Consider the following 19,948-nt stretch of genomic DNA (forward strand, 5'->3'; position numbering starts at 1 on the left):
TTTTTCTAATTTTTGTATGAAAGGAAAATAGGGTGAGACACATAATAAAAGATGTATTAATGAATTATTTTAAAGAAATCCATTTATTGGTAGTTGAAGGAGAATTACATAATAATAGCTGGAATACGGATTTACACTATAAAATTATGGTGAATGAAAATCGGTATTCGGCACGGTTTATTAATAATAATCGAACGATCAATCCAGCCTTTGGAACGTTATCAAACGAACAATTGAAAGAGCAAGTGCGGTTTACGTATTATTTACGCGAGCACGGGATACCTTTTATGCAGATTAACGAGAATAGGGCGGGGGAGTCATTTACGTTTGTCACTTGGAACGATGAACAGTACCGATTCATATTATCTACTTGGATTGAGGGAGAACATATTACTTATTGTACAGAAACTATTTCAGAAGTCTTTGGAAAGGAAGCGAGAAAGATACATGATATTTCTAGTACATTTAAAAGCTCGATTTTTCAAAAGAAATCTCATTTGGATGGATATGGCCAATTTATTAAGCTATTAGAAAATAAGGGTGGTACATGTAAGGATTTGCGGAGTTATATAGATTTCGCTAAGTATCATATAGAATGCGCACATACGAGTGATTTAGATTTTATTGTACAAACAGATTTAAATCCTTTAAATGTCATATGGGACTCAAGTCAATGTGTACAAGGAATTGTAGATTTTGAATCTATTGGATATGTAGATCACATTGAAGGGTTAGTTTTTTTAATAAAATGGTATTCTCGAACAGAAGGAATACAGTCACATGAAGTATGTTGGAGTGTTGCTAGGGCATTTTTAGAAGGGTATAAGGCTAATGATATTTTAACTTCAAATGATTATAAAAGACTTTCTTCATTATTATGGTTATCTGGTAGTTTGAATTGGAATTTTGTGAAGAAAGCGTTAAGTGTGTTAGATGATGTGAGAGAATTAGAGGAACATTTGAAAGTTTATAAAATAAGAGGAGAAAGATTGTCTTCATTGTTAATTTGTAGATAACATTTCTTCTCCTAATTCAGGACCTATTTGTTTAGCTATACAGGATATTTTCTATTAGATGAGGTTTTGTTTAAATCAATTACATAATTGCCGAATCGTTTTATATGTCTACGATTTACAAAAGAAATCATATGAGGTGTTCAAAAATGAAAATACAAATTGTATTGTTTGACGGTTTCGGAGAGCTTGTCTCTTTCGCACCTTTTGAGGTACTCAAAAGAGCGATAGAAGAAGGGGCTCCATTTACGGTTGAATTAATTTCAAGTGAACCAAAACAAGAAGTTACTACTTCGTTTGGAGTTACGGTTAAACTAAATGATTTTTTACGAATGGATAATCGTCCAGATTTGTTAATTGTGCCTGGGGGTGGCTGGAATCATAAAGCTGAACATGGGGCACGAAAGCAAGCAGAGCTTGGAACCTTGACCGAAATGATTAAAGAGATGCACAACGAAGGAACGATCGTTGCTGGAGTTTGTACAGGAGGTATGCTACTAGCTGCCTCTGGTATATTGAATGGTCGAAAGGCGACGATGCACCATTTGGCACAGAATGAAATCAGTGAATATGGGGGAGAGCTTCTTCGTTATAGAATTGTGGATCAAGGCAATATTATCACTGCAAGAGGAGTCACTTCAGGACTTGATTTGGGACTTTGGATCACGGAAAGGTTCGCAAGCTCCAAAATTGCAGCTGCCGTTGAATATAGAATGGAATACGAGAGGCGAGGTGTTGTTTGGGGTTAATTTGAATTTTTTTTTAGACCTGAACGTATATATGTATCTTCAGTCAATCGAATCCTCTTATTACACAAGAAATACCCTATAGGATAGATTTTTTTTAGTGTCTATTCTATAGGGTACATTTATTTCTCGGCACAGCTGTGTCTTATGACGAACAAGCGATTGAAATTGCGAACAAATCAGAGTTCGGCTTCGTTTATTTAATGCGTGAATCGTTTCAATCCCTTTTATCGTATTTGAAGCCTTTAGAGTTACGTTATATATTTTAAATGTAGAAACATATTAAAATATTACATATACAAACTATAAAAAGAGAATAAAGGAGCCATGAGATTGAAAAAGACAATGAAATGTTTATTATGGGGGACAGGCTCTATATTTGGTGCTTTCACAGCATTTATTACTTATGTGGCAATTAAGAATGTGAAGCATAAGGTTGTTGAGAAGTTGAAGGTGACCAATAATAACGAGCGGGTTCTTAAAGTCGGGAAAGAGTTTAAGGTGACAACGTTTAATATTGGCTACGGCGGTTTAGATAAAGATCAAGATTTCTTCTTAGACGGAGGGAAAGGTTCGCGTTCTAGTAGTAAAGAGCAAACAGAAAAGAATATCAGCAGTATGCTGCCTTTCTTACAAAAGGAAGATTCTGATTTTATATTAACGCAAGAGATGGATGAGAAGTCACTTCGTTCATTTGATGTGAATCAGTATAAGGCGTTTCAAGATGGACTGAAAGATCATGCGTCTACGTTTGGTGATAACTTTAATGTGCAGTGGGTGCCGGTACCAATTAAGACGCCACACGGATATACGAACAGTGGACTTGGTTCGTTTTCAAAATATAAAGTAGAAGAAGTGACGAGATATCAGCTTCCTGGAAGAGAAATGTGGCTTCGTCAATTATTCGACGTAGATCGAGCGATTGTTGAGCATAAGGTTCCAGTTGATAACGGAAAATATTTACGAATGGTGAACGTTCATTTATCTGCATATGATAAGGGTGGAAACATTCGAAAGCAACAAGTTGAATTTTTGAAAGAGTATATGAATAAACATTACAAAAATGGCGATTATATCGTGCTTGGTGGAGACTGGAATCAACTATTATCTGATGTGCAGTTAAAGGATTCGAAGTTTAAAGAAGGATGGCCAGAGTGGTTAGTACAGTTACCAGAAGATTTCACTGATGGTGGGTTCCAGTGGGCTGTTGATGATACGGTTTGGACAGTTCGTGATAATGTGAAGAGCTATGTTGAAGGTGAGAACTTTGTTACGATTATTGATGGGTTTTTAGTCTCTACAAATGTGGAGATTGTAAGCGTACAAGGGCATGATTTGAAGTTTGAAAACAGTGATCATAATCCGGTTAGTGCAATGTTGAAGTTAAATTAGTAAGAGAAGACAACGGGTTCAAGGGGATATATGTAAGAAGAGTGTAACCATATGTTGTCTGAGGTTTTATACAATATAAATAATCTTGGCTCATTCATTTCATTAACCGGTTCCTTACGTATGAGGTACCGGTTAATTTGTGTCACAGTTTCCTGAAATGATGGGGTGACCCTTCACGGTACAGTTGCTTTTTCTTCCATCAATTCCACAAGTGCATCTCGGATGGCTTCTTTTGTACGAACGACTCGTAAATCGCTATATATATCACGCAAGCAATATTCCACCTGAATTTTTTCAACACATTAAGAAAATATGTCGGATATACGACACATCCATCATTTTTGATTGTTTTTAAGAGTTTTATTCAAGATTATAATTTGGAGTAAAATAAAGCAACACATTGTTCATTATTTCGCTTGAAAATGGGGAGGGAAGTTTATGAAGAATCAATTGTTAATTGTTGGAGCTGGACCAACTGGATTAGTTTTAGCTATTGGACTTACAAAACAAGGAATCCCATTTAGAATTATCGATAAAAATCAAGGTCCGGGAGAAACTTCAAGAGCTATGGGTGTGCAAGCAAGAACATTAGAGTTCTATCGTCAATTTGGGTTTGCAGATCAGGTCGTACAAAAAGGAATTAAATTTGTTAATATGCAATTTTATAGGAATACAACATTGAAGGCTAAATTCAACTTTGAGAATATGGGGGAAGGCCAAAGTCGATATCCTTTTATACTAAGCTTCCCACAAGATGAACATGAAAAGTTTTTAATTGAACAGTTAGAAGCTAGAGGGGTCCATGTAGAATGGAATACTGAGCTTGTATCATTTAATCAGAAAGATGACCATGTGAACGTCGTTACAATAAAGAATGGTGTTGAAGAGAAAAATGTTTATAGTTATTTGTGTGGATGTGATGGTGCGCATAGTTCAGTAAGAAAAGGATTAGACTTGAATTTTCCTGGTGGCACATATAAACAAACTTTTTATGTAGCAGATGTACAAACTGGAAACAGAGAAAATATTGGTTTTCAAATGAGGCTTTTTGAAGATGGATTGATGATTGTTATGCCGATTCGGACTTCTGGATCCTTACGTTTAATTGGAATAATACCTGAGGATTTAATGAAAGAAGAAAACAATGAATACGGCTTTTCTTTAATTGAACCGTATATAAAGAAAAACACGAATTTAACGATTGCGAAAGTGAATTGGTATTCAACATATAAAGTACACCATAGGGTGAGTGAACATTTTAGAAAAGGACGTGTTTTTATTGCGGGAGACGCTGGACATATACATAGTCCAGCAGGAGGACAAGGAATGAATACGGGTATTGGTGATGCAGTAAATTTATCATGGAAACTTGGGGCTGTGATTCAAGGAAAAGCTGATGAATCTATTCTAGATTCTTATGAACAAGAAAGAATACAATTTGCCAAAACTTTAGTCGCAACGACAGATAGAGTATTTACTTCTATTGTTGGTAACGGTGTATGTAAAAAGTTCAATCGCAAATACTTAATTCCAGTTATTATCCCTAAGATGACTAAGTTTTCAATAGTTAGGAAAACGATGTTTAAAGTTGTTTCGCAAATACGGATTAACTATCGAAATAGTAAGCTCGCTAAAGGGAGTGTAGGTGAAATTCATGGAGGCGATCGTTTACCATGGATTCCTTTTGATGATACCGATAATTTTGCACCACTTGAATCTTTCGATTGGCAGCTACATGTATATGGAGATGTAACTCCTGATTTAAGTAACTTTGCAAAAGAAAATAATCTTCTTTTGCATACATTCCCGTATAGTCAAGGAGTACAGAAAGCAGGTATTAAATTTGGTTCTGTTTTTCTAATTAGACCTGACGGTTATATCGCATTGGCAGATGAAACTCAAAATATAAGTAGTATGGAAGAATACCTTAGAAAAAATAAATTTAAATTTTAATTTATCCCGCTATTTGCGGGCAGTAAGACTCCCACCTCAAAATTCGGCGACTGCGAGGGAGTTAGGTGGGAGATTAACTGCCCGTAAAAGCCCGATTGGTTCAACTAATAATCAGTGGGGGGTGGACAAAACCCCCCACTGATTAAAGTTTCACTTTATAATTTTTCACTTTATTAATAGTAGATTTGTTAGAAAGGGTAATCATTTATTTGATATAATTAATGGATGTGAAGTAAGAAATAGATAGAAAGATACTTCTAGTGATTTTATACTTAAAATGTAGGGAGATTGAACAGATTTATGGGGAATGAAAAAGAAATTAGTTCCGCTAAATTAATATGGAAAATGACGCGCCCACATACATTAACGGCGACGTTTTCTCCAGTAATATTAGGGACAGTTGCATCACTTTATGTTGCCGAAATTAATTGGCTTTTATTTATTACGATGATGCTGGCATGTTTAGCATTGCAAATAGCAACGAATTTATTTAATGAGTACTATGATTTCAAACGTGGGTTAGATACCGCTGATTCTGTTGGAATTGGTGGTGGAATTGTCCGTCATGGATTAAAGCCAGAAAATGTTTTAACAGTTGCGCTTTTATTGTATGTGGTAGCAGCATTTATTGGCATTTATATTTGTATGAATAGTAGCTGGTGGTTAGTAGTCATTGGTTTAATTGGGATGGCGGTTGGCTATTTATATACAGGTGGTCCATTACCAATTGCGTACACTCCATTTGGAGAATTAGTTTCTGGACTGTTAATGGGAACATGTTTTGTATTAATTGCATTCTTTATTCAAACGAATACTTTAACGGTTGAAAGTATATTGATTTCCATTCCAATTGGGATTTTAGTAGGTGCAATCAACATGTCGAATAACATTCGAGATATTGATGAAGATATGAAAGGTGGAAGAAAGACGTTGGCTATCCTCCTTGGGAGAGAGAAAGCGGTGGTAACACTAGCTGTGGCCTTTTTAATTTCTTATTTATGGATCGTTATGATTGTATTGATGGGTTATATAAGCCCTTGGACATTGGTTATGTTCTTAGGTTTGAAAAAACCAATCTCTGCAATTCAAGGCTTCCAAAAAGGAGTAAAGAATCCTCGATATATGCGCATGGCAATGAAATCAACAGCGATGACAAACACGGTTTTTGGCTTCTTATTATCAGCAGGATTATTAATCAGTTATCTGTTTTAAATAAAAATTCTCAACAATCGGGCAATATTGTTAATTGATTAACCCCCTATTTCTCAATTTTAATACAGAGAAATGGGGGTTTTTATTTTGGGATTTACAACGCTAAGCTCATTTTCCTGACGATTACCCCGTTTTTAACAAGGTTAAGAAAGCTTTAGTGGCCTTAAAGAATCTAATGATATCACTTTCTCCGAATTAAAATGGTATTCTCCTAACAAATTAATATGTTCCCAGCCTAAAGGTGACATATGGTGCAATAAGTCTTCATTATATAGAAAGCTATGGGAATGGAACAAATAATCATTCCTTATTCCATTAAAGGGCGCGATTATCGAAAGATGAACGCGCGTGCCTGTTTCATGTTTAGGGCAGGTTGTAGAGGATATAGTCTAGCATTAATAGTGGTGAACCGTATCATAAATAAATGAGGTTTTAGCGAAAAAACAACAGCCCCCTCTAATTTGCTGGAGAGGTGCTGTTTTGTTATTTGAATGGCTTATGTTAATATACGCCTTTAATTCGAATGGTGGCGGCATCTTTTATTAGAATTGTCCCCTAGGTTTAACAAATGCTTTTTTGTAAATAATATGTTTGTTAAACAATTAATTAAGGGGGACTTGTATGCCACAGAATCGAAAAGTAGAAGTTCAAAATGATGCATACGAAGGAAAAGAGATCATACCAGATAATCCACAATATCTACCGCGTCACATGCAAATGGAGCTGCCTCACGAATTTTCTATAAATCCTCTGTTTGCCCGCGAAGGAGAATCAGTCGTTCCGCGCTTTCACATGCCTGATAAAGGCATGTTACCAGAAACAGCGTATCAAATCGTCCATGATGAAATTGCTCTTGATGGCAATGCCCGCTTGAATCTTGCAACATTCGTTAGCACATGGATGGAGCCTGCCGCAGAGCACTTATATGCCAAATCATTCGACAAGAACATGATTGACAAGGATGAATATCCACAGACAGCCGAAATTGAGGAGCGGTGTGTCCGCATTTTAGCCAACCTCTGGCATTCGCCCACCCCCATTACGACTATGGGTGTTTCAACAACTGGATCGTCGGAAGCATGTATGCTCGGGGGGCTTGCGTTAAAGAGACGCTGGCAAAACGCACGCAAAAGCGAAGGGAAGTCGGTGGATCGTCCCAATATTGTGTTTAGTTCTGCTGTTCAAGTCGTTTGGGAAAAATTCGCGAACTATTGGGAGGTTGAACCACGCTATGTGAAGGTTAGCCCAAAGCATCCCCAATTGGATCCTCAGGGGGTCCTCGCTGCCGTGGATGAAAATACGATTGGTGTAGTACCGATTCTCGGTGAGACTTATACCGGGCTTTACGAACCGGTTGCCGCCATTGCGAAAGTGTTGGACGATTTACAGGAGAGGACGGGCCTCGACATTCCCATGCATGTGGATGCGGCTTCGGGGGGATTTATAGCACCGTTTCTTCAACCAGATTTAGTCTGGGATTTTCAATTACCGAGGGTGAAGTCCATCAATGTATCCGGACATAAATATGGATTAGTCTACCCTGGGTTGGGTTGGATAATTTGGCGGGAAGCTGAAGATCTCCCTGAGGATCTAATCTTCCGCGTCTCCTATTTGGGCGGGAACATGCCGACTTTTGCCCTGAATTTCTCTCGTCCTGGCGCACAAGTGCTCCTGCAATATTACAATTACCTGCGTTTGGGGAAAAGTGGGTACTATGATGTCCAAAGGGCTTCTCAGAAAGTCGCTCTTTTTCTTAGCAAGGCGATTCAGAAGATGGAACCGTTCGAACTTTTGTCCGATGGTTCGGATATTCCGGTTTTCGCTTGGCGACTGAAAGATGGTTACACATTAAACTGGAATCTTTATGATTTATCTCGACAATTGCGTGTGTTCGGCTGGCAAGTACCCGCCTATCCATTGCCTCCAGATATGGAAGCGGTGACGATTATGCGCGTTGTGGTTCGAAATGGATTTTCCATGGATCTCGCGCATTTATTTTTGATGAACCTCAAACAGGCCGTTGCCTTTCTAGATTCCCTGGACGGGCCTATGCCACATGATACGAAATGTGATAATGGGTTTCATCACTAAATGGGGACAGATCCCGTAGTCATTAAGTTGAGCTAACCACCGGTGAAATTAACTATCTTAGATGAATCCTTCCATTAAGAAATTTATTGGAGGGACTTTTTATGGAGATTAAGTCGACCAATAAGAATATGCTTTATACAGAAGAAAAGTTTATATCAATTATCGGTTTGGGGAACAGGTTAAGCACCCGATCTGATAAATAGACAGAGAGATTCCGCCTATTGACTCGAAAAATATGAAAATGGGTAATTTTGCTTTGCATAATCGGAAAACCTCCCTTTATAAACCCCGGAACGAGCTCTATTCTGCATCTAACCGAAAAATTTGCGCTTATTTTACTATCGCTGGTTACTCAATTAAGGACAAGACTTCATATTTAGAGGAAGTGAGAGGGGGTAGGGTGATCCAAGAGAACCTCATTTAGATACGTCACGGTGAACCGTATCATAATGCAAAATTCAGAAAAGATACTGAAGATGTTAAAGCACCAAAAAGAGTTGAAGCTGTAATTCAAAAAGTTAGAACAATTGCTGATGAAAATAATGTAAATCCTGATATTATTGAACAAGTATATAGAACAATGATTTCTTGCTTTATAAATCACGAATTAATCCATCATTCAAAAATAGATAATAAACAAGGGTAAATTACAAGATGCAATATAATAATTGGTCGGAAACGTATTATATCCTATATATTCAGCAATCGGGCTCTTTAATGGAGCAATGAAAAAAGCCTAATTTCTTCACATTAAATTGAGAAATTAGGCTTTTTAATATTGAAATTTCCAGAAAGATCAACGTCTATAGTATTTACATGGTTATCTTTCAAACGTGGTTTCTATTAGTAAAAATGTTATCTAATTTTACTAATAACTAAGCCAATGGTGTTCAGAGCGACTTCGTTTAGAATTGATATTTGCAATTTGGTGTATAGGAAAAGTAACGATTAAGACTTTATAAAATAAAGAAAAAGAGCCAACTCATACGAGTAGACTTTTTCGTTTATACACTATTTCATAGTTGTTTTCTTATTTTCTCCGGAATGTCCTTTTCAGAAATAACGTCGCAAGAATAGACATACTTGCCCTTCACATGAATTTTTAAGTAAGTTTTTCTTATAAAATCATTAGGAGTGTTAGTTCCTACTATATATTCTTTCTCGTTCCCAGATTCATCAACACCTTTTAGTGAGTACATAGCTCGTCCTTTATGATTATAATCCGGAACGCCATATCCCTTCGCAATGGCGTATACATTTTTTTCTTCAGCAATTGGATTAAATCTGTCCAAATCCCCGCGCAACATGAAAGGTAGTAAGTATATAGGGAGGCCTATTCCTATTATGCAAAGTAAAAGTTTCTTCATGATTGTTTCTCCTTTTGTGTATTTACATTTTTCAGTATAGAAAAAATTTCTTATGAATTTAGAGGGGGATTTCTTAAGATTTTCTTAAAGGGATTTTTGAAGTACGATTATTTTAACCAAAATTTTCATGGGAATACCTTTCAAAAGAACATAAGTTCGTATATAATAAGAACAAACGTTCCTTTAGGGGTGATAACCTTGTATGATTATTCTCTTTTACCAAATCGTATTATTCTATGTGTAGATCTTCGTAGCTTTTATGCGAGTGTGTCATGTATTAAAAAAGGACTGGATCCACGTTATACAAAATTGGCCGTCGTAGGAGATGTGAATCGGAGCGGATCAATCGTATTAGCAGCAACACCGCCATTAAAAGCGTTAGGGATAAGGAAGATGGCAAGATTGTACGAAATACCGAAGCGACCAGATATTATTATTGTGAATCCAATTATGCATACGTATATGAAATGTTCAACTTACATAACAGGTTTAGCTTTGCAGTATGTTGCACCGGAAGATTTTCATCAATATAGTATCGATGAATTTTTCATGGATATGACCGCAAGTATTCATTTGTTTGCGAGTAATCCGCGCGAGTTCGCATTAAAGTTCAAGCGAGAAATATATGAACGTACACGGATTGAAAGTACGATTGGTATAGGACCCAATTTATTATTGAGTAAAGTAGCAATGGATATTGAAGCGAAAAAGAATAAAGATGGGATAACACAATGGACGTACGACGATATACCCGAGAAGTTATGGAGCATAAGACCGCTCAGTAAATTTTGGGGTATATCGTATAAAACTGAAATGAAATTGAATCGAAAAGGTGTACATACAATTGGAGAATTGGCTCAGTACCCTTTGAAATATTTAAAGCAATCTTTCGGTGTAATAGGAGAAGAATTACATCTACATAGTAACGGGATTGATTTTAGCAGAATAGCAGAGAAGTATGTTCCAGCAACAACATCTATAGCGAAAAGCCAAATATTATTACGTGATTACTCAATAGAAGAGTTCGTAGTTATGTTATTAGAGCATATAGAAGAAGTTTGTTATAGGTTGAGAAGAGAAAAGAAATACGCTCAAACGATCCATTTTTCAGTTGGATATAGCAAGGAATATGGCGGGGGAATAAGAAAGGCACATACGTTAAACAGAGCAACAAATTTAACGATGGATATTTACAATGTTTGTACATATTTTTTATACGAGCGTTATACAGGGGAACCGATTCGATCGATAAGTATTTCGTTAACAAATTTAATAAATGAAGGAGAAGAGCAAATTTCACTTTTCGATAACATTATACAAAGAGAAAAAGAAATGCGATTAACGAAGGTCATGGACGAAATTCGAACACGATTTGGTAAGAACAGTATTTTACGTGGGATTTCCTACACAAGCGTCGCAACAGCAAGATATAGAAACACATTATTAGGAGGACATAAATCGTGAAGAATGCTAATATGCCAAAAGGAAGAGGTATGGTAAAGTGGCAACCATTTGCCAGTATGCCAGAGCAGTTCGCAACTATTAAAGAAATGATAAGTAGGCAAACGAAAATCTCACGCCCAATCTTAACGCAAGATGCAAAAGAAATGATTGAAAATAGGCTGTTATGTTCATTTTTAGGTGAGGAAGAGGTTTTACTTACATATTACAGAGGTGGCTATCTATATGAAAATTACATAACAGTAGTCAATATTAATCCAATAAAGGAGACGATTATATGTACAGATGCATTTCGTAATAAGCGAATGTTTAAGTTTGTTGATGTAATTGAAGTGAATTAGAGGGGGAATATCTCTTCCTAACTTAATTATATCATGGAATTAAAGGTCAAAATAGACTGTTTATTCGCATTTACTACTGTTACAATCAAGAACACATGCATTGTAAGGAGAGATGTTAAATGAGTTCTTTTGTTCTCGATTTTCAGGAAATAGAAAAAACGCAGCTTTTTCTCGTTGGTGGAAAAGGGTTAAATTTAGGGGAGTTATCAAAAATTCAAGGAATACAAGTGCCAGAAGGATTTTGTATTACAACAGTAGGATATCAACAAGCCATCGAACAAAACGAAACGTTTCAAGCTTTATTGAATCAACTAACAATGCTACAAATAGAGGACCGAAATCAAATTGGTGAAATCAGCAGGAAGATTAGAGAAATCATTATGGAAGTAGAAATTCCTTTCGATGTTGGGGGAGCAGTTGCTCACTATCTCTCCCAGTTTGGAGATGAATATGCTTATGCAGTGCGTTCTAGTGCTACAGCTGAAGATTTACCACATGCTTCTTTTGCTGGGCAACAAGACACTTATTTAAACATCATTGGAAAAGAGGCCATCTTGCAGCATATTAGCAAATGTTGGGCGTCTCTATTTACGGATCGTGCGGTAATTTACCGAATGCAAAACGGATTTGACCATAGCCAAGTTTATTTATCTGTTATCGTTCAAAGGATGGTTTTCCCGCAGGCTTCCGGGATTTTATTTACCGCTGACCCAATTACTTGTAACCGAAAAGTGCTATCAATCGATGCCAGTTTCGGACTTGGAGAAGCGCTGGTCTCTGGCTTAGTATCTGCTGATAATTATAAAGTAAAAGAAGAGGAAATCGTCGATAAGATGATAGCAACTAAAAAATTAGCTATCTATGGACGAAAAGAAGGCGGAACAGAGACAAAGCAAATTGCTCCTAATCAGCAAGATATTCAAACACTTACTGAACAACAAATCTTACAACTAGCACGTATCGGAAGACAGATTGAAGCTTATTTTGGTTGTCCGCAAGATATTGAATGGTGTTTAGTTGATGATACATTTTATATTGTCCAAAGCAGGCCGATAACGACTTTATATCCAATTCCAGAAGCAAATGATCAGGAAAATCATGTGTATGTATCGGTTGGTCACCAACAAATGATGACTGATCCTTTGAAGCCATTAGGAATGTCTTTATTCCAGTTAACATCCTTTGGACCGAGGTTTCAAGCTGGGGGAAGGCTGTTTGTTGATGTTACACAAAGATTGGCTTCGCCTGCTAGTAGAGAACTTTTATTAAATACAATAGGGAACTTGGAGCCGCTTATTAAAGATGCATTAACGACTGTAATAGAGCGAGATGATTTTATCAAATTGTTACCGGCTGATGAAAAAGAAAAGAGTCTTGGTAAAAGTATGCCATCTACAAGTACGCAACCACAAATCGAAAACGATCCGGCAATCGTTACGGATTTAATCAAGAATAGTCAAGCATCGATTGAAGAGTTAAAACAAAACATTCAAACGAAATCAGGATCGGATTTATTTGATTTTATTCTGGAAGATATCCAGATATTAAAGAAGATTTTATTTGACCCACAAAGTTCAGCTGTGTTTATGGCTGCTATAGATGCTTCATCATGGATCAATGAAAATATGAACGAATGGTTAGGTGAAAAAAACGTAGCAGATACGCTTTCTCAATCTGTACCAAACAATATTACTTCGGAAATGGGTCTGGCGCTATTGGATGTCGCAGATGTGATTCGTCCTTATCCAGAAGTCATTGAGTATTTACAGCATATAGAAGATGACAGCTTTTTAGATGAACTAGTTAAGTTTAAAGGTGGGGATAAAGCTCGAGATGCAATCTATGCTTTTCTGAATAAATACGGAATGAGATGCAGCGGAGAAATCGATATTACGAAAACTCGTTGGATTGAAAAATCAAATACAATTATCCCGATGATTCTAAATAATATTAAAGACTTTGAGCCTAATGCGGGTAATCGGAAATTTGAGCAAGGGCTACAGGAAGCTTTGAAAAAAGAACAAGAGTTATTAGATCGATTGAAGCATTTACCGGATGGTAAACAAAAAGTAAAAGAGACAAAACGAATGATCAGCCTAATCCGGAATTTCATCGGTTATCGTGAATATCCAAAATACGGAATGATTAATCGCTACTTCGTTTATAAGCAGGCTTTACTGAAAGAAGCCGAACAACTCGAACAAGACAGCGTTATTCATGAAATAGAAGATATATACTATCTAACTTTTGAAGAACTTCACGAAGTTGTCCGTACGAATAAACTGGATTACGAGGTTATTAATAAACGGAAAAATGAGTGCAAATTATATGAAAAACTAACGCCTCCACGTGTTATCACATCTGATGGAGAAATCATTACAGGTAAGTACAAACGAGAAAATCTCCCGGCCGAAGCGATTGTAGGTCTGCCTGTTTCTTCTGGAGTGATTGAGGGGAGAGCACGCGTTATTTTAAACATGGAAGATGCGAATTTAGAAGATGGAGATATATTAGTTACCGCATTTACTGACCCCGGATGGACACCATTGTTTGTATCTATAAAAGGGTTAGTCACCGAAGTTGGCGGACTCATGACACATGGAGCTGTTATTGCGCGTGAATATGGATTACCAGCAGTCGTCGGGGTAGAGAATGCTACAAAACTAATAATAGACGGTCAACGAATTCGGGTACATGGAACAGAAGGGTATATCGAAATACTGTAGTTAAAAAGATCATTCGCTATGTGTAGTGGATGATCTCTTATTTTTTTAAGCCAGCTTACATAGAAAGGTCCGTTACAGTACGACACGTATACTGTAGCCCTTACTTCCTACAGTTTGTATTGCTGCGGAGGATAGTTGCAGTTCAGATGCAAGAATATTGAAAGAATGGTAAACTCCCTGAACACTAGAATGAGTACTAACAGAATTTACTATCTCTCCTTTTCGAACTACATTGTCTCCTATAATTACAGTCAAGCCATGGGGACGGTGAAACAACAATGATATTAGAAATCGCAATTGGCAAAGTATATCTTGCAATTATGTACAGAGATTTTAATAGTTTTATCAACTTCCATCAATATCTTCTGAAAACATCGATGAATCAGAATGTATATCAATCTAAAATAAAGAATATTTTCAAAAATATTACAAATTAAGACAGTATATTGCAAATTATCGGAATATTCTTTATTATAAGATCATTGGAACATATTTAAGGTTGGGGAGGAATAGGGATGAAGAAAAAGCCTTTTAAAGTGCTGTCTACGCTTGCGGCGGCAGCTGTGCTTAGTTGCACATTTGGATTTGGTAGTCAATCTGTTTATGCGGCAACGCCGTCTAATGTAGGATCTTTAAGTCCAATTGATGAAAATTTAATTCCAGAGGAGCGTTTAGCAGATGCGCTCAAGAAACGCGGTGTAATTAGTGAATCTGAGTCGAAAGAAGACACATTAAAAGCTGTTGAAAAATACGTAGAGAAGAAAAAAGGCGAAAATGCTGGAAAAGAGCCAGCAGCAGGGGATAGTGTTTCGAGAGAAGCTTCTGACTTTTTGAAAAAAGTTAAAGATGCAAAAGCAGATACGAAAGCAAAAGCTGATCAACCTGTTAGTGGCCCGGTAGCTGGACAAGAGCCGGTTAAAGGGGGATTAAACGGAAAAGTACCAACTACTTCAGCGAAGCAAAAACAATATAACGGTGATGTTCGTAAAGATAAAGTTCTTGTATTGCTAGTAGAGTTTGCTGACTTTAAGCATAACAATATTGATCAAGTACCAGGTTATATGTATTCAAATGATTTTAATCCAGAACATTATCAAAAAATGTTATTTGGTGATGAGCCGTTTACACTCTTTGATGGTTCAAAAATCCCAACATTTAAACAATATTATGAAGAGCAATCTGGTGGTAGTTATACAGTTGATGGGACAGTAACAAAGTGGTTGACAGTTCCTGGTAAAGCAGCGGATTATGGTGCAGATGCAGGAGATGGCGGTCATGATAATAAAGGACCAAAAGGACCTCGTGATTTTGTAAAAGAGGCATTAAATGCAGCTGTAGAAAGTGGTATTGATTTATCTGAATTTGACCAATACGATCAATATGACAATAATGGTGATGGCAATAAAAACGAATCAGATGGTCTTATTGATCACTTAATGGTCATTCACGCTGGAGTTGGGCAAGATGGAGGCGGTGGTAGACTAGGTGATGACGCAATTTGGTCACATCGCTGGAACCTTGGAGCACCATATCCAATTGAAGGAACAAAAGCAAAGGTTGATAACTGGGGCGGTAAAATGGCAGCATACGACTACACAATTGAGCCAGAAGACGGAGCAGTTGGTGTATTCGCACATGAATTTGGTCATGATTTAGGTCTTCCAGATGAGTATGATACGAAGTATTCAGGATCAGGTGAGCCAATTAACTCTTGGTCTGTTATGAGCGGCGGCAGCTGGGCTGGTAAAATTGCAGGTTCAACGCCACCGAGTTTCTCTCCGCAAAACAAAGAGTTCTTTCAAAAGAACATGGGTGGAAACTGGGCAAATATTGTAGAGATTGACTATGATAAATTAAATCGCGGTATCGGTTTTGCGACGTACTTAGATCAAAGTGTAACGAAATCAACTCGTCCTGGTCTGATTCGCGTTAACTTACCAGATAAAGATGTAAAAGGTATTCAGCCTGCATTCGGTAAGAAATATTACTATAGTACAAAAGGCGATAATCTTCATACAACAATAGAAACGCCAGTGTTTGATTTAACAAATGCAACAATGGCGAAGTTTGATTACAAATCATTGTATGAAATTGAAACAGATTATGACTTCCTTGAAGTACATGCAGTGACAGAGGATGATAAGAAAACGTTAGTGGATCGAATTGGCGAAAAGAATGTGAAAAATGGTCTAGACACAACGGATGGTAAATGGGTAGATAAGTCATATGACTTAAGCCAATTTAAAGGACAAAAAGTAAAACTAGTATTCGAATACATTACAGATGGTGGTTTAGCACCGAACGGTTTTACTCTTGATAACGCTACATTAACTGTAGATGGAAATGTTGTGTTCTCTGATGATGCAGAAGGCGAAGCCAAATTAAAATTAAATGGTTTCGTTGCGGCAAACGGTTTTGATAAGAAGAAACATAACTATTATTTAGAGTGGAGAAACTACGCTGGTGCTGATCAAGCGTTAAAATATAGCAGTGGTGTACCGTATAATACAGGTCTTGTTGTATGGTATGCAGACTCTAGCTTTACAGATAATTGGGTTGGTATGCATCCAGGCGAAGGTTTCTTAGGGGTTGTTGACTCTCATCCAGAGGCAATTGTTGGAACGCTAAACGGCAAACCAACTGTTAAAAATAGTACACGATACCAAATCGCAGATGCTGCGTTCTCCTTTAACCAAACGCCTGCATGGAAAGTTGTATCTCCAACACGCGGAACATATGATTACAAAGGGTTACCAGGTGTAACGAAGTTTGATGATTCTAAATCGTATATGAACGATTTAATCCCAGATGCAGGACGTAAAGTACCGAAGGTTGGATTGAAATTTGAAGTAGTTGGACAAGCAGATGATAATTCTGCAGGAGCAGTTCGTTTATATCGTTAATAATGGAGAAGCTGTTGAAGAGGATTCCTTTCAACAGCTTTTTTCATAGGAACATAAATTTCAAGTTATTAATAAAAATAATAGTAACTACTCAGCCATACATTTCATTTAGAAGTTTGTTGATGTTCAGATTGATTAAAGCATGTTTCTATGCAGGCAAGCTTATTTCTTTAAACCAGCTGCATAGAAAGGACCATGAACTGCGATTGTTGATAAAATACGAGCAATTTCCTCCGGTTTTTCTTTTTGTCCATTATGTAACCATTGTTGGATGACGCCTATATGAGCAGATGCCATATAAGAAGCTAAGTATTGGCTTGGAACAAGTAAATTTTCCTTATTAATAAGAGCGCCATTCGTATCTTCAAATAGTGTTTTCCACATAAAGTCTTTCAATTTTGTTTGGAAAGATAAATCTCCTTTTGGGCTTAGTACAGCTTTCATAAAATCACTATTGTCATTTAGAAATTCAAGAATAGAAGCGATAAGTACAAACGGCATTGTTGGAGAAGGATTTGATCCAAGTTCAGCAATAACTTCCGGAAGTTTCTGTTTGGCAATGATGGAAAACTCATGCATAATTTCTTCTTGGCATTTTGTCATTAAATCAAATTTATCTTGATAGTGTGCATAAAAAGTACCACGGTTTATGTTTGCTTTCATAGTAATATCTTTCACTGTAATGGCTTCAAAACCTTTTTCCTCAATTAACTCCACCAATGCATTTCGTATGGCAGTTTTCGTACGAATAACACGTAAATCTAAATTACTATCGCGCAAAGCATGTCCCTCCTTAATTTTTTCCAACACATTTAAAGAAAGTGTCTTATAACCGACACATTCACTATTTTTGATTATTGTATAAGATTTAACTTAAACATATAATTCGAAATATAAATAAACAACACGTTGTTGGTTATTATAAATCAAATTAAAGGAGGATAAAAGAAAATGTTTAAAAACAAACTTTTCTTATTATCACCAGTTATTGCACTACTTGTTGTTTTTATTTTTTCATTAACATTATTTCCAACCGTTCAACCTAAGCCGAAAAACTTACCAATCGCAATTGTAAATGAGGATCAAGGAGTGGAAATTCCGAATCAAGCTAAAATGAATATGGGGCAAACAATTGTTGATATGATCGAAAAAACATCAAAAACTGATGAAGAACCTGCGGTAGAGTGGGTGGAAGTAAAAAATAAAGAATCTGTTCAAAAAGGTTTAAACAATCAAAAGTATTATGCAGCATTAGTGATTCCGAAAGACTTTAGCGTAAAACAAGCATCGCTACGAACACCACAGCCTTCTTCGCCTGAAGTCGAAATATATATAAATCAAGGAATGAATACGGCGGCTTCAACTATGGCAGGGCAAATGTTAAATGGAGTAGTTGATAATATGAACAATAACGTTCGTACACAACTACTAGAAGGATTTAAAGCAAAAGGGACTACTTTAACAACAGATCAAGTTTCAAATTTAGTAACACCTATTACGAAGAAAGTGACAAATATAAATGAAATTGGAAAAAATAGTGCAAACGGTAACTCGCCAATTTCTTTATTCCAACCGTTATGGATTGCAAGTTTAGCGAGCGCAGCAATTATCTTTATTGCGATAAGTAAAACGCGAGTGGGTACAAGAAAAGAAAACTTCATATTAAAAGTAAAACAAATTTTAGTGGGGGCTATTGCGGCGTTTGTAATTGGATTTGGTCTTACATGGATAGCAGATGGAATGGTAGGATTAAATATCTCGGATTTCACGGATACGGCTCTATTTTTATCCATTACATCATTTAGTTTCTTCTTAATGATTTCTGCGGTCCTTTCATTAGTTGGATTAAAGGGAATCGGGTTATTTGCACTGTTACTTTTCTTTGGTGCACCGCTATTGGCGCTAGCGCCTGAAATGATGTCTCCATTTTATCAAGATTGGATTTACTCCTGGTTACCGATGCGATTTATGATAGAAGGGCTAAGAGAAATCTTCTTCTTCGGAAAAGGATTGGCTTGGAATACTCCTACTACAGTGCTCGTTTGGATTGGTGTAGTAAGTATGTTTATCATACTTGGAACTGCTTTAAAACGTAGTGTAGTAAAGGAACATAAAACGGAATTGAATGCTTAATAGATAAAAAACGTTTCACTAGTAGTGAAACGTTTTTTTTTGTGATGAAATACAAGTTACATAGGGTATCGACAAAATGTAGTAGTTGAATTTGGTATATAATGTATGGGACGAAAATAAAACAAATAAGTTAGGAGCAAACAAATGAAAAGAGGAATTTTTGTAGATATTCCAAATGAATACACTAATTTACTTTGGAAAGTGTTAAGGCCAGTCGACATTACTGTATTTGATTGGCGAGTGGAAAATGAGGAATCTTATTTAGTAGTGCGTGATGGAATAGGTTCAGAATTATTTTCGGAAGATAAAAAAATAATGAATGGATTAGAATTAAAAAAATTAATAAAAGACAACATATATTATCTCATTTTTGCAGATTTAAAAGCATATCCAAAAGGGGAAGCACTAGGAGAGATTGAAACATATGAAGAATTTAAAGAGAGTAAGTGTGAAGTAGTCGTGCTAGTGGCGGATGGTGATTACATCCAAATTTATGCGAAAGATCAAGAAGTGATTGAATTGATGTATGAAAATGCACTGAATCAAGGTTTGTACGTTGAATACGTTACAGATGAAAATGACGGTAGAACGCGTTTGTCAGTATGGTAGT

Annotated in this window: 15 protein-coding genes and 1 pseudogene; 13 read left to right on the plus strand and 3 right to left on the minus strand. The window is 36.5% G+C overall.

Features of this window, described 5'->3' with window-relative positions; translation table 11 throughout:
• The first annotated feature begins 32 nt into the window (after nt 1–32).
• From MR071_RS15370 to MR071_RS15380, 3 genes are all read left to right on the plus strand, one after another.
• A complete protein-coding gene (locus MR071_RS15370) occupies nt 33–1,016 on the plus strand; it encodes an aminoglycoside phosphotransferase/kinase family protein (RefSeq protein ID WP_242236712.1) in 984 nt (327 codons plus the stop codon).
• A 146-nt stretch (nt 1,017–1,162) separates the two neighbouring features.
• Nucleotides 1,163–1,762: a DJ-1/PfpI family protein gene (locus MR071_RS15375; protein ID WP_105587254.1), complete on the plus strand. Its 600-nt coding sequence runs from the start codon at nt 1,163–1,165 to the stop codon at nt 1,760–1,762.
• A 324-nt stretch (nt 1,763–2,086) separates the two neighbouring features.
• Nucleotides 2,087–3,151, plus strand: a complete 1,065-nt coding sequence (locus MR071_RS15380) for an endonuclease/exonuclease/phosphatase family protein (RefSeq protein ID WP_375337512.1) — start codon at nt 2,087–2,089, stop codon at nt 3,149–3,151.
• Nucleotides 3,152–3,339: 188 nt separating this feature from the next.
• Here MR071_RS15380 and MR071_RS15385 read toward each other — a convergent pair.
• A pseudogene (locus tag MR071_RS15385) lies at nt 3,340–3,423 on the minus strand (TetR/AcrR family transcriptional regulator); the annotation flags it as partial.
• A 166-nt stretch (nt 3,424–3,589) separates the two neighbouring features.
• Here MR071_RS15385 and MR071_RS15390 point away from each other — a divergent pair.
• From MR071_RS15390 to MR071_RS25815, 4 genes are all read left to right on the plus strand, one after another.
• Nucleotides 3,590–5,104 carry an FAD-dependent monooxygenase gene (locus MR071_RS15390; protein ID WP_105587252.1) on the plus strand — a complete coding sequence of 505 codons (1,515 nt, stop codon included), beginning with the start codon at nt 3,590–3,592 and terminating at the stop codon, nt 5,102–5,104.
• Between the two features lie 300 nt (nt 5,105–5,404).
• Nucleotides 5,405–6,316, plus strand: a complete 912-nt coding sequence (gene menA, locus MR071_RS15395; RefSeq protein WP_105587251.1) for a 1,4-dihydroxy-2-naphthoate polyprenyltransferase — start codon at nt 5,405–5,407, stop codon at nt 6,314–6,316.
• A gap of 621 nt (nt 6,317–6,937) precedes the next feature.
• Nucleotides 6,938–8,407 carry a glutamate decarboxylase gene (locus MR071_RS15400; RefSeq protein ID WP_242236715.1) on the plus strand — a complete coding sequence of 490 codons (1,470 nt, stop codon included), beginning with the start codon at nt 6,938–6,940 and terminating at the stop codon, nt 8,405–8,407.
• A 424-nt stretch (nt 8,408–8,831) separates the two neighbouring features.
• Entirely contained in the window at nt 8,832–9,053 is a 222-nt protein-coding gene (locus MR071_RS25815) for a chorismate mutase (RefSeq protein WP_105587270.1), read from the plus strand.
• A gap of 370 nt (nt 9,054–9,423) precedes the next feature.
• On the opposite strand, the gene MR071_RS15405 is transcribed toward MR071_RS25815, so the two are convergent.
• Nucleotides 9,424–9,774 (minus strand): YxeA family protein, encoded by a 351-nt coding sequence (locus MR071_RS15405; RefSeq protein ID WP_105587249.1) that lies wholly within the window; start codon nt 9,772–9,774, stop codon nt 9,424–9,426.
• Between the two features lie 198 nt (nt 9,775–9,972).
• On the opposite strand from MR071_RS15405, the gene MR071_RS15410 reads away from it, so the two are divergent.
• The 4 genes from MR071_RS15410 to MR071_RS15425 all read left to right on the plus strand — a co-directional run bounded on the left by MR071_RS15410 (nt 9,973) and on the right by MR071_RS15425 (nt 17,205).
• Complete coding sequence (locus MR071_RS15410; protein WP_242236717.1) at nt 9,973–11,238, plus strand: Y-family DNA polymerase; 1,266 nt, start codon at nt 9,973–9,975, stop codon at nt 11,236–11,238.
• The gene (locus tag MR071_RS15415) at nt 11,235–11,576 is read left to right on the plus strand and encodes a YolD-like family protein (RefSeq protein ID WP_105587248.1); all 342 of its coding nucleotides are present in this window, start codon (nt 11,235–11,237) and stop codon (nt 11,574–11,576) included. The genes MR071_RS15410 and MR071_RS15415 overlap by 4 nt, the downstream gene beginning before the upstream one ends.
• A gap of 119 nt (nt 11,577–11,695) precedes the next feature.
• Nucleotides 11,696–14,302: a phosphoenolpyruvate synthase gene (gene ppsA, locus MR071_RS15420; RefSeq protein WP_242236720.1), complete on the plus strand. Its 2,607-nt coding sequence runs from the start codon at nt 11,696–11,698 to the stop codon at nt 14,300–14,302.
• Nucleotides 14,303–14,817: 515 nt separating this feature from the next.
• The gene (locus tag MR071_RS15425; RefSeq protein ID WP_105587246.1) at nt 14,818–17,205 is read left to right on the plus strand and encodes an immune inhibitor A domain-containing protein; all 2,388 of its coding nucleotides are present in this window, start codon (nt 14,818–14,820) and stop codon (nt 17,203–17,205) included.
• Between the two features lie 162 nt (nt 17,206–17,367).
• Here the strand turns inward: MR071_RS15425 and MR071_RS15430 are convergent, their stop codons facing one another.
• Complete coding sequence (locus MR071_RS15430) at nt 17,368–17,985, minus strand: TetR/AcrR family transcriptional regulator (protein ID WP_142395914.1); 618 nt, start codon at nt 17,983–17,985, stop codon at nt 17,368–17,370.
• A 171-nt stretch (nt 17,986–18,156) separates the two neighbouring features.
• On the opposite strand from MR071_RS15430, the gene MR071_RS15435 reads away from it, so the two are divergent.
• A complete protein-coding gene (locus MR071_RS15435; RefSeq protein ID WP_105587245.1) occupies nt 18,157–19,338 on the plus strand; it encodes a YhgE/Pip domain-containing protein in 1,182 nt (393 codons plus the stop codon).
• A 144-nt stretch (nt 19,339–19,482) separates the two neighbouring features.
• Nucleotides 19,483–19,947, plus strand: a complete 465-nt coding sequence (locus MR071_RS15440) for a DUF2691 family protein (RefSeq protein ID WP_105587244.1) — start codon at nt 19,483–19,485, stop codon at nt 19,945–19,947.
• The last annotated feature ends 1 nt before the right edge of the window (nt 19,948 follow it).

The organism is Bacillus cereus group sp. BfR-BA-01316 (genome assembly GCF_022664195.1).
In the GTDB taxonomy this organism is placed as follows: domain Bacteria; phylum Bacillota; class Bacilli; order Bacillales; family Bacillaceae_G; genus Bacillus_A.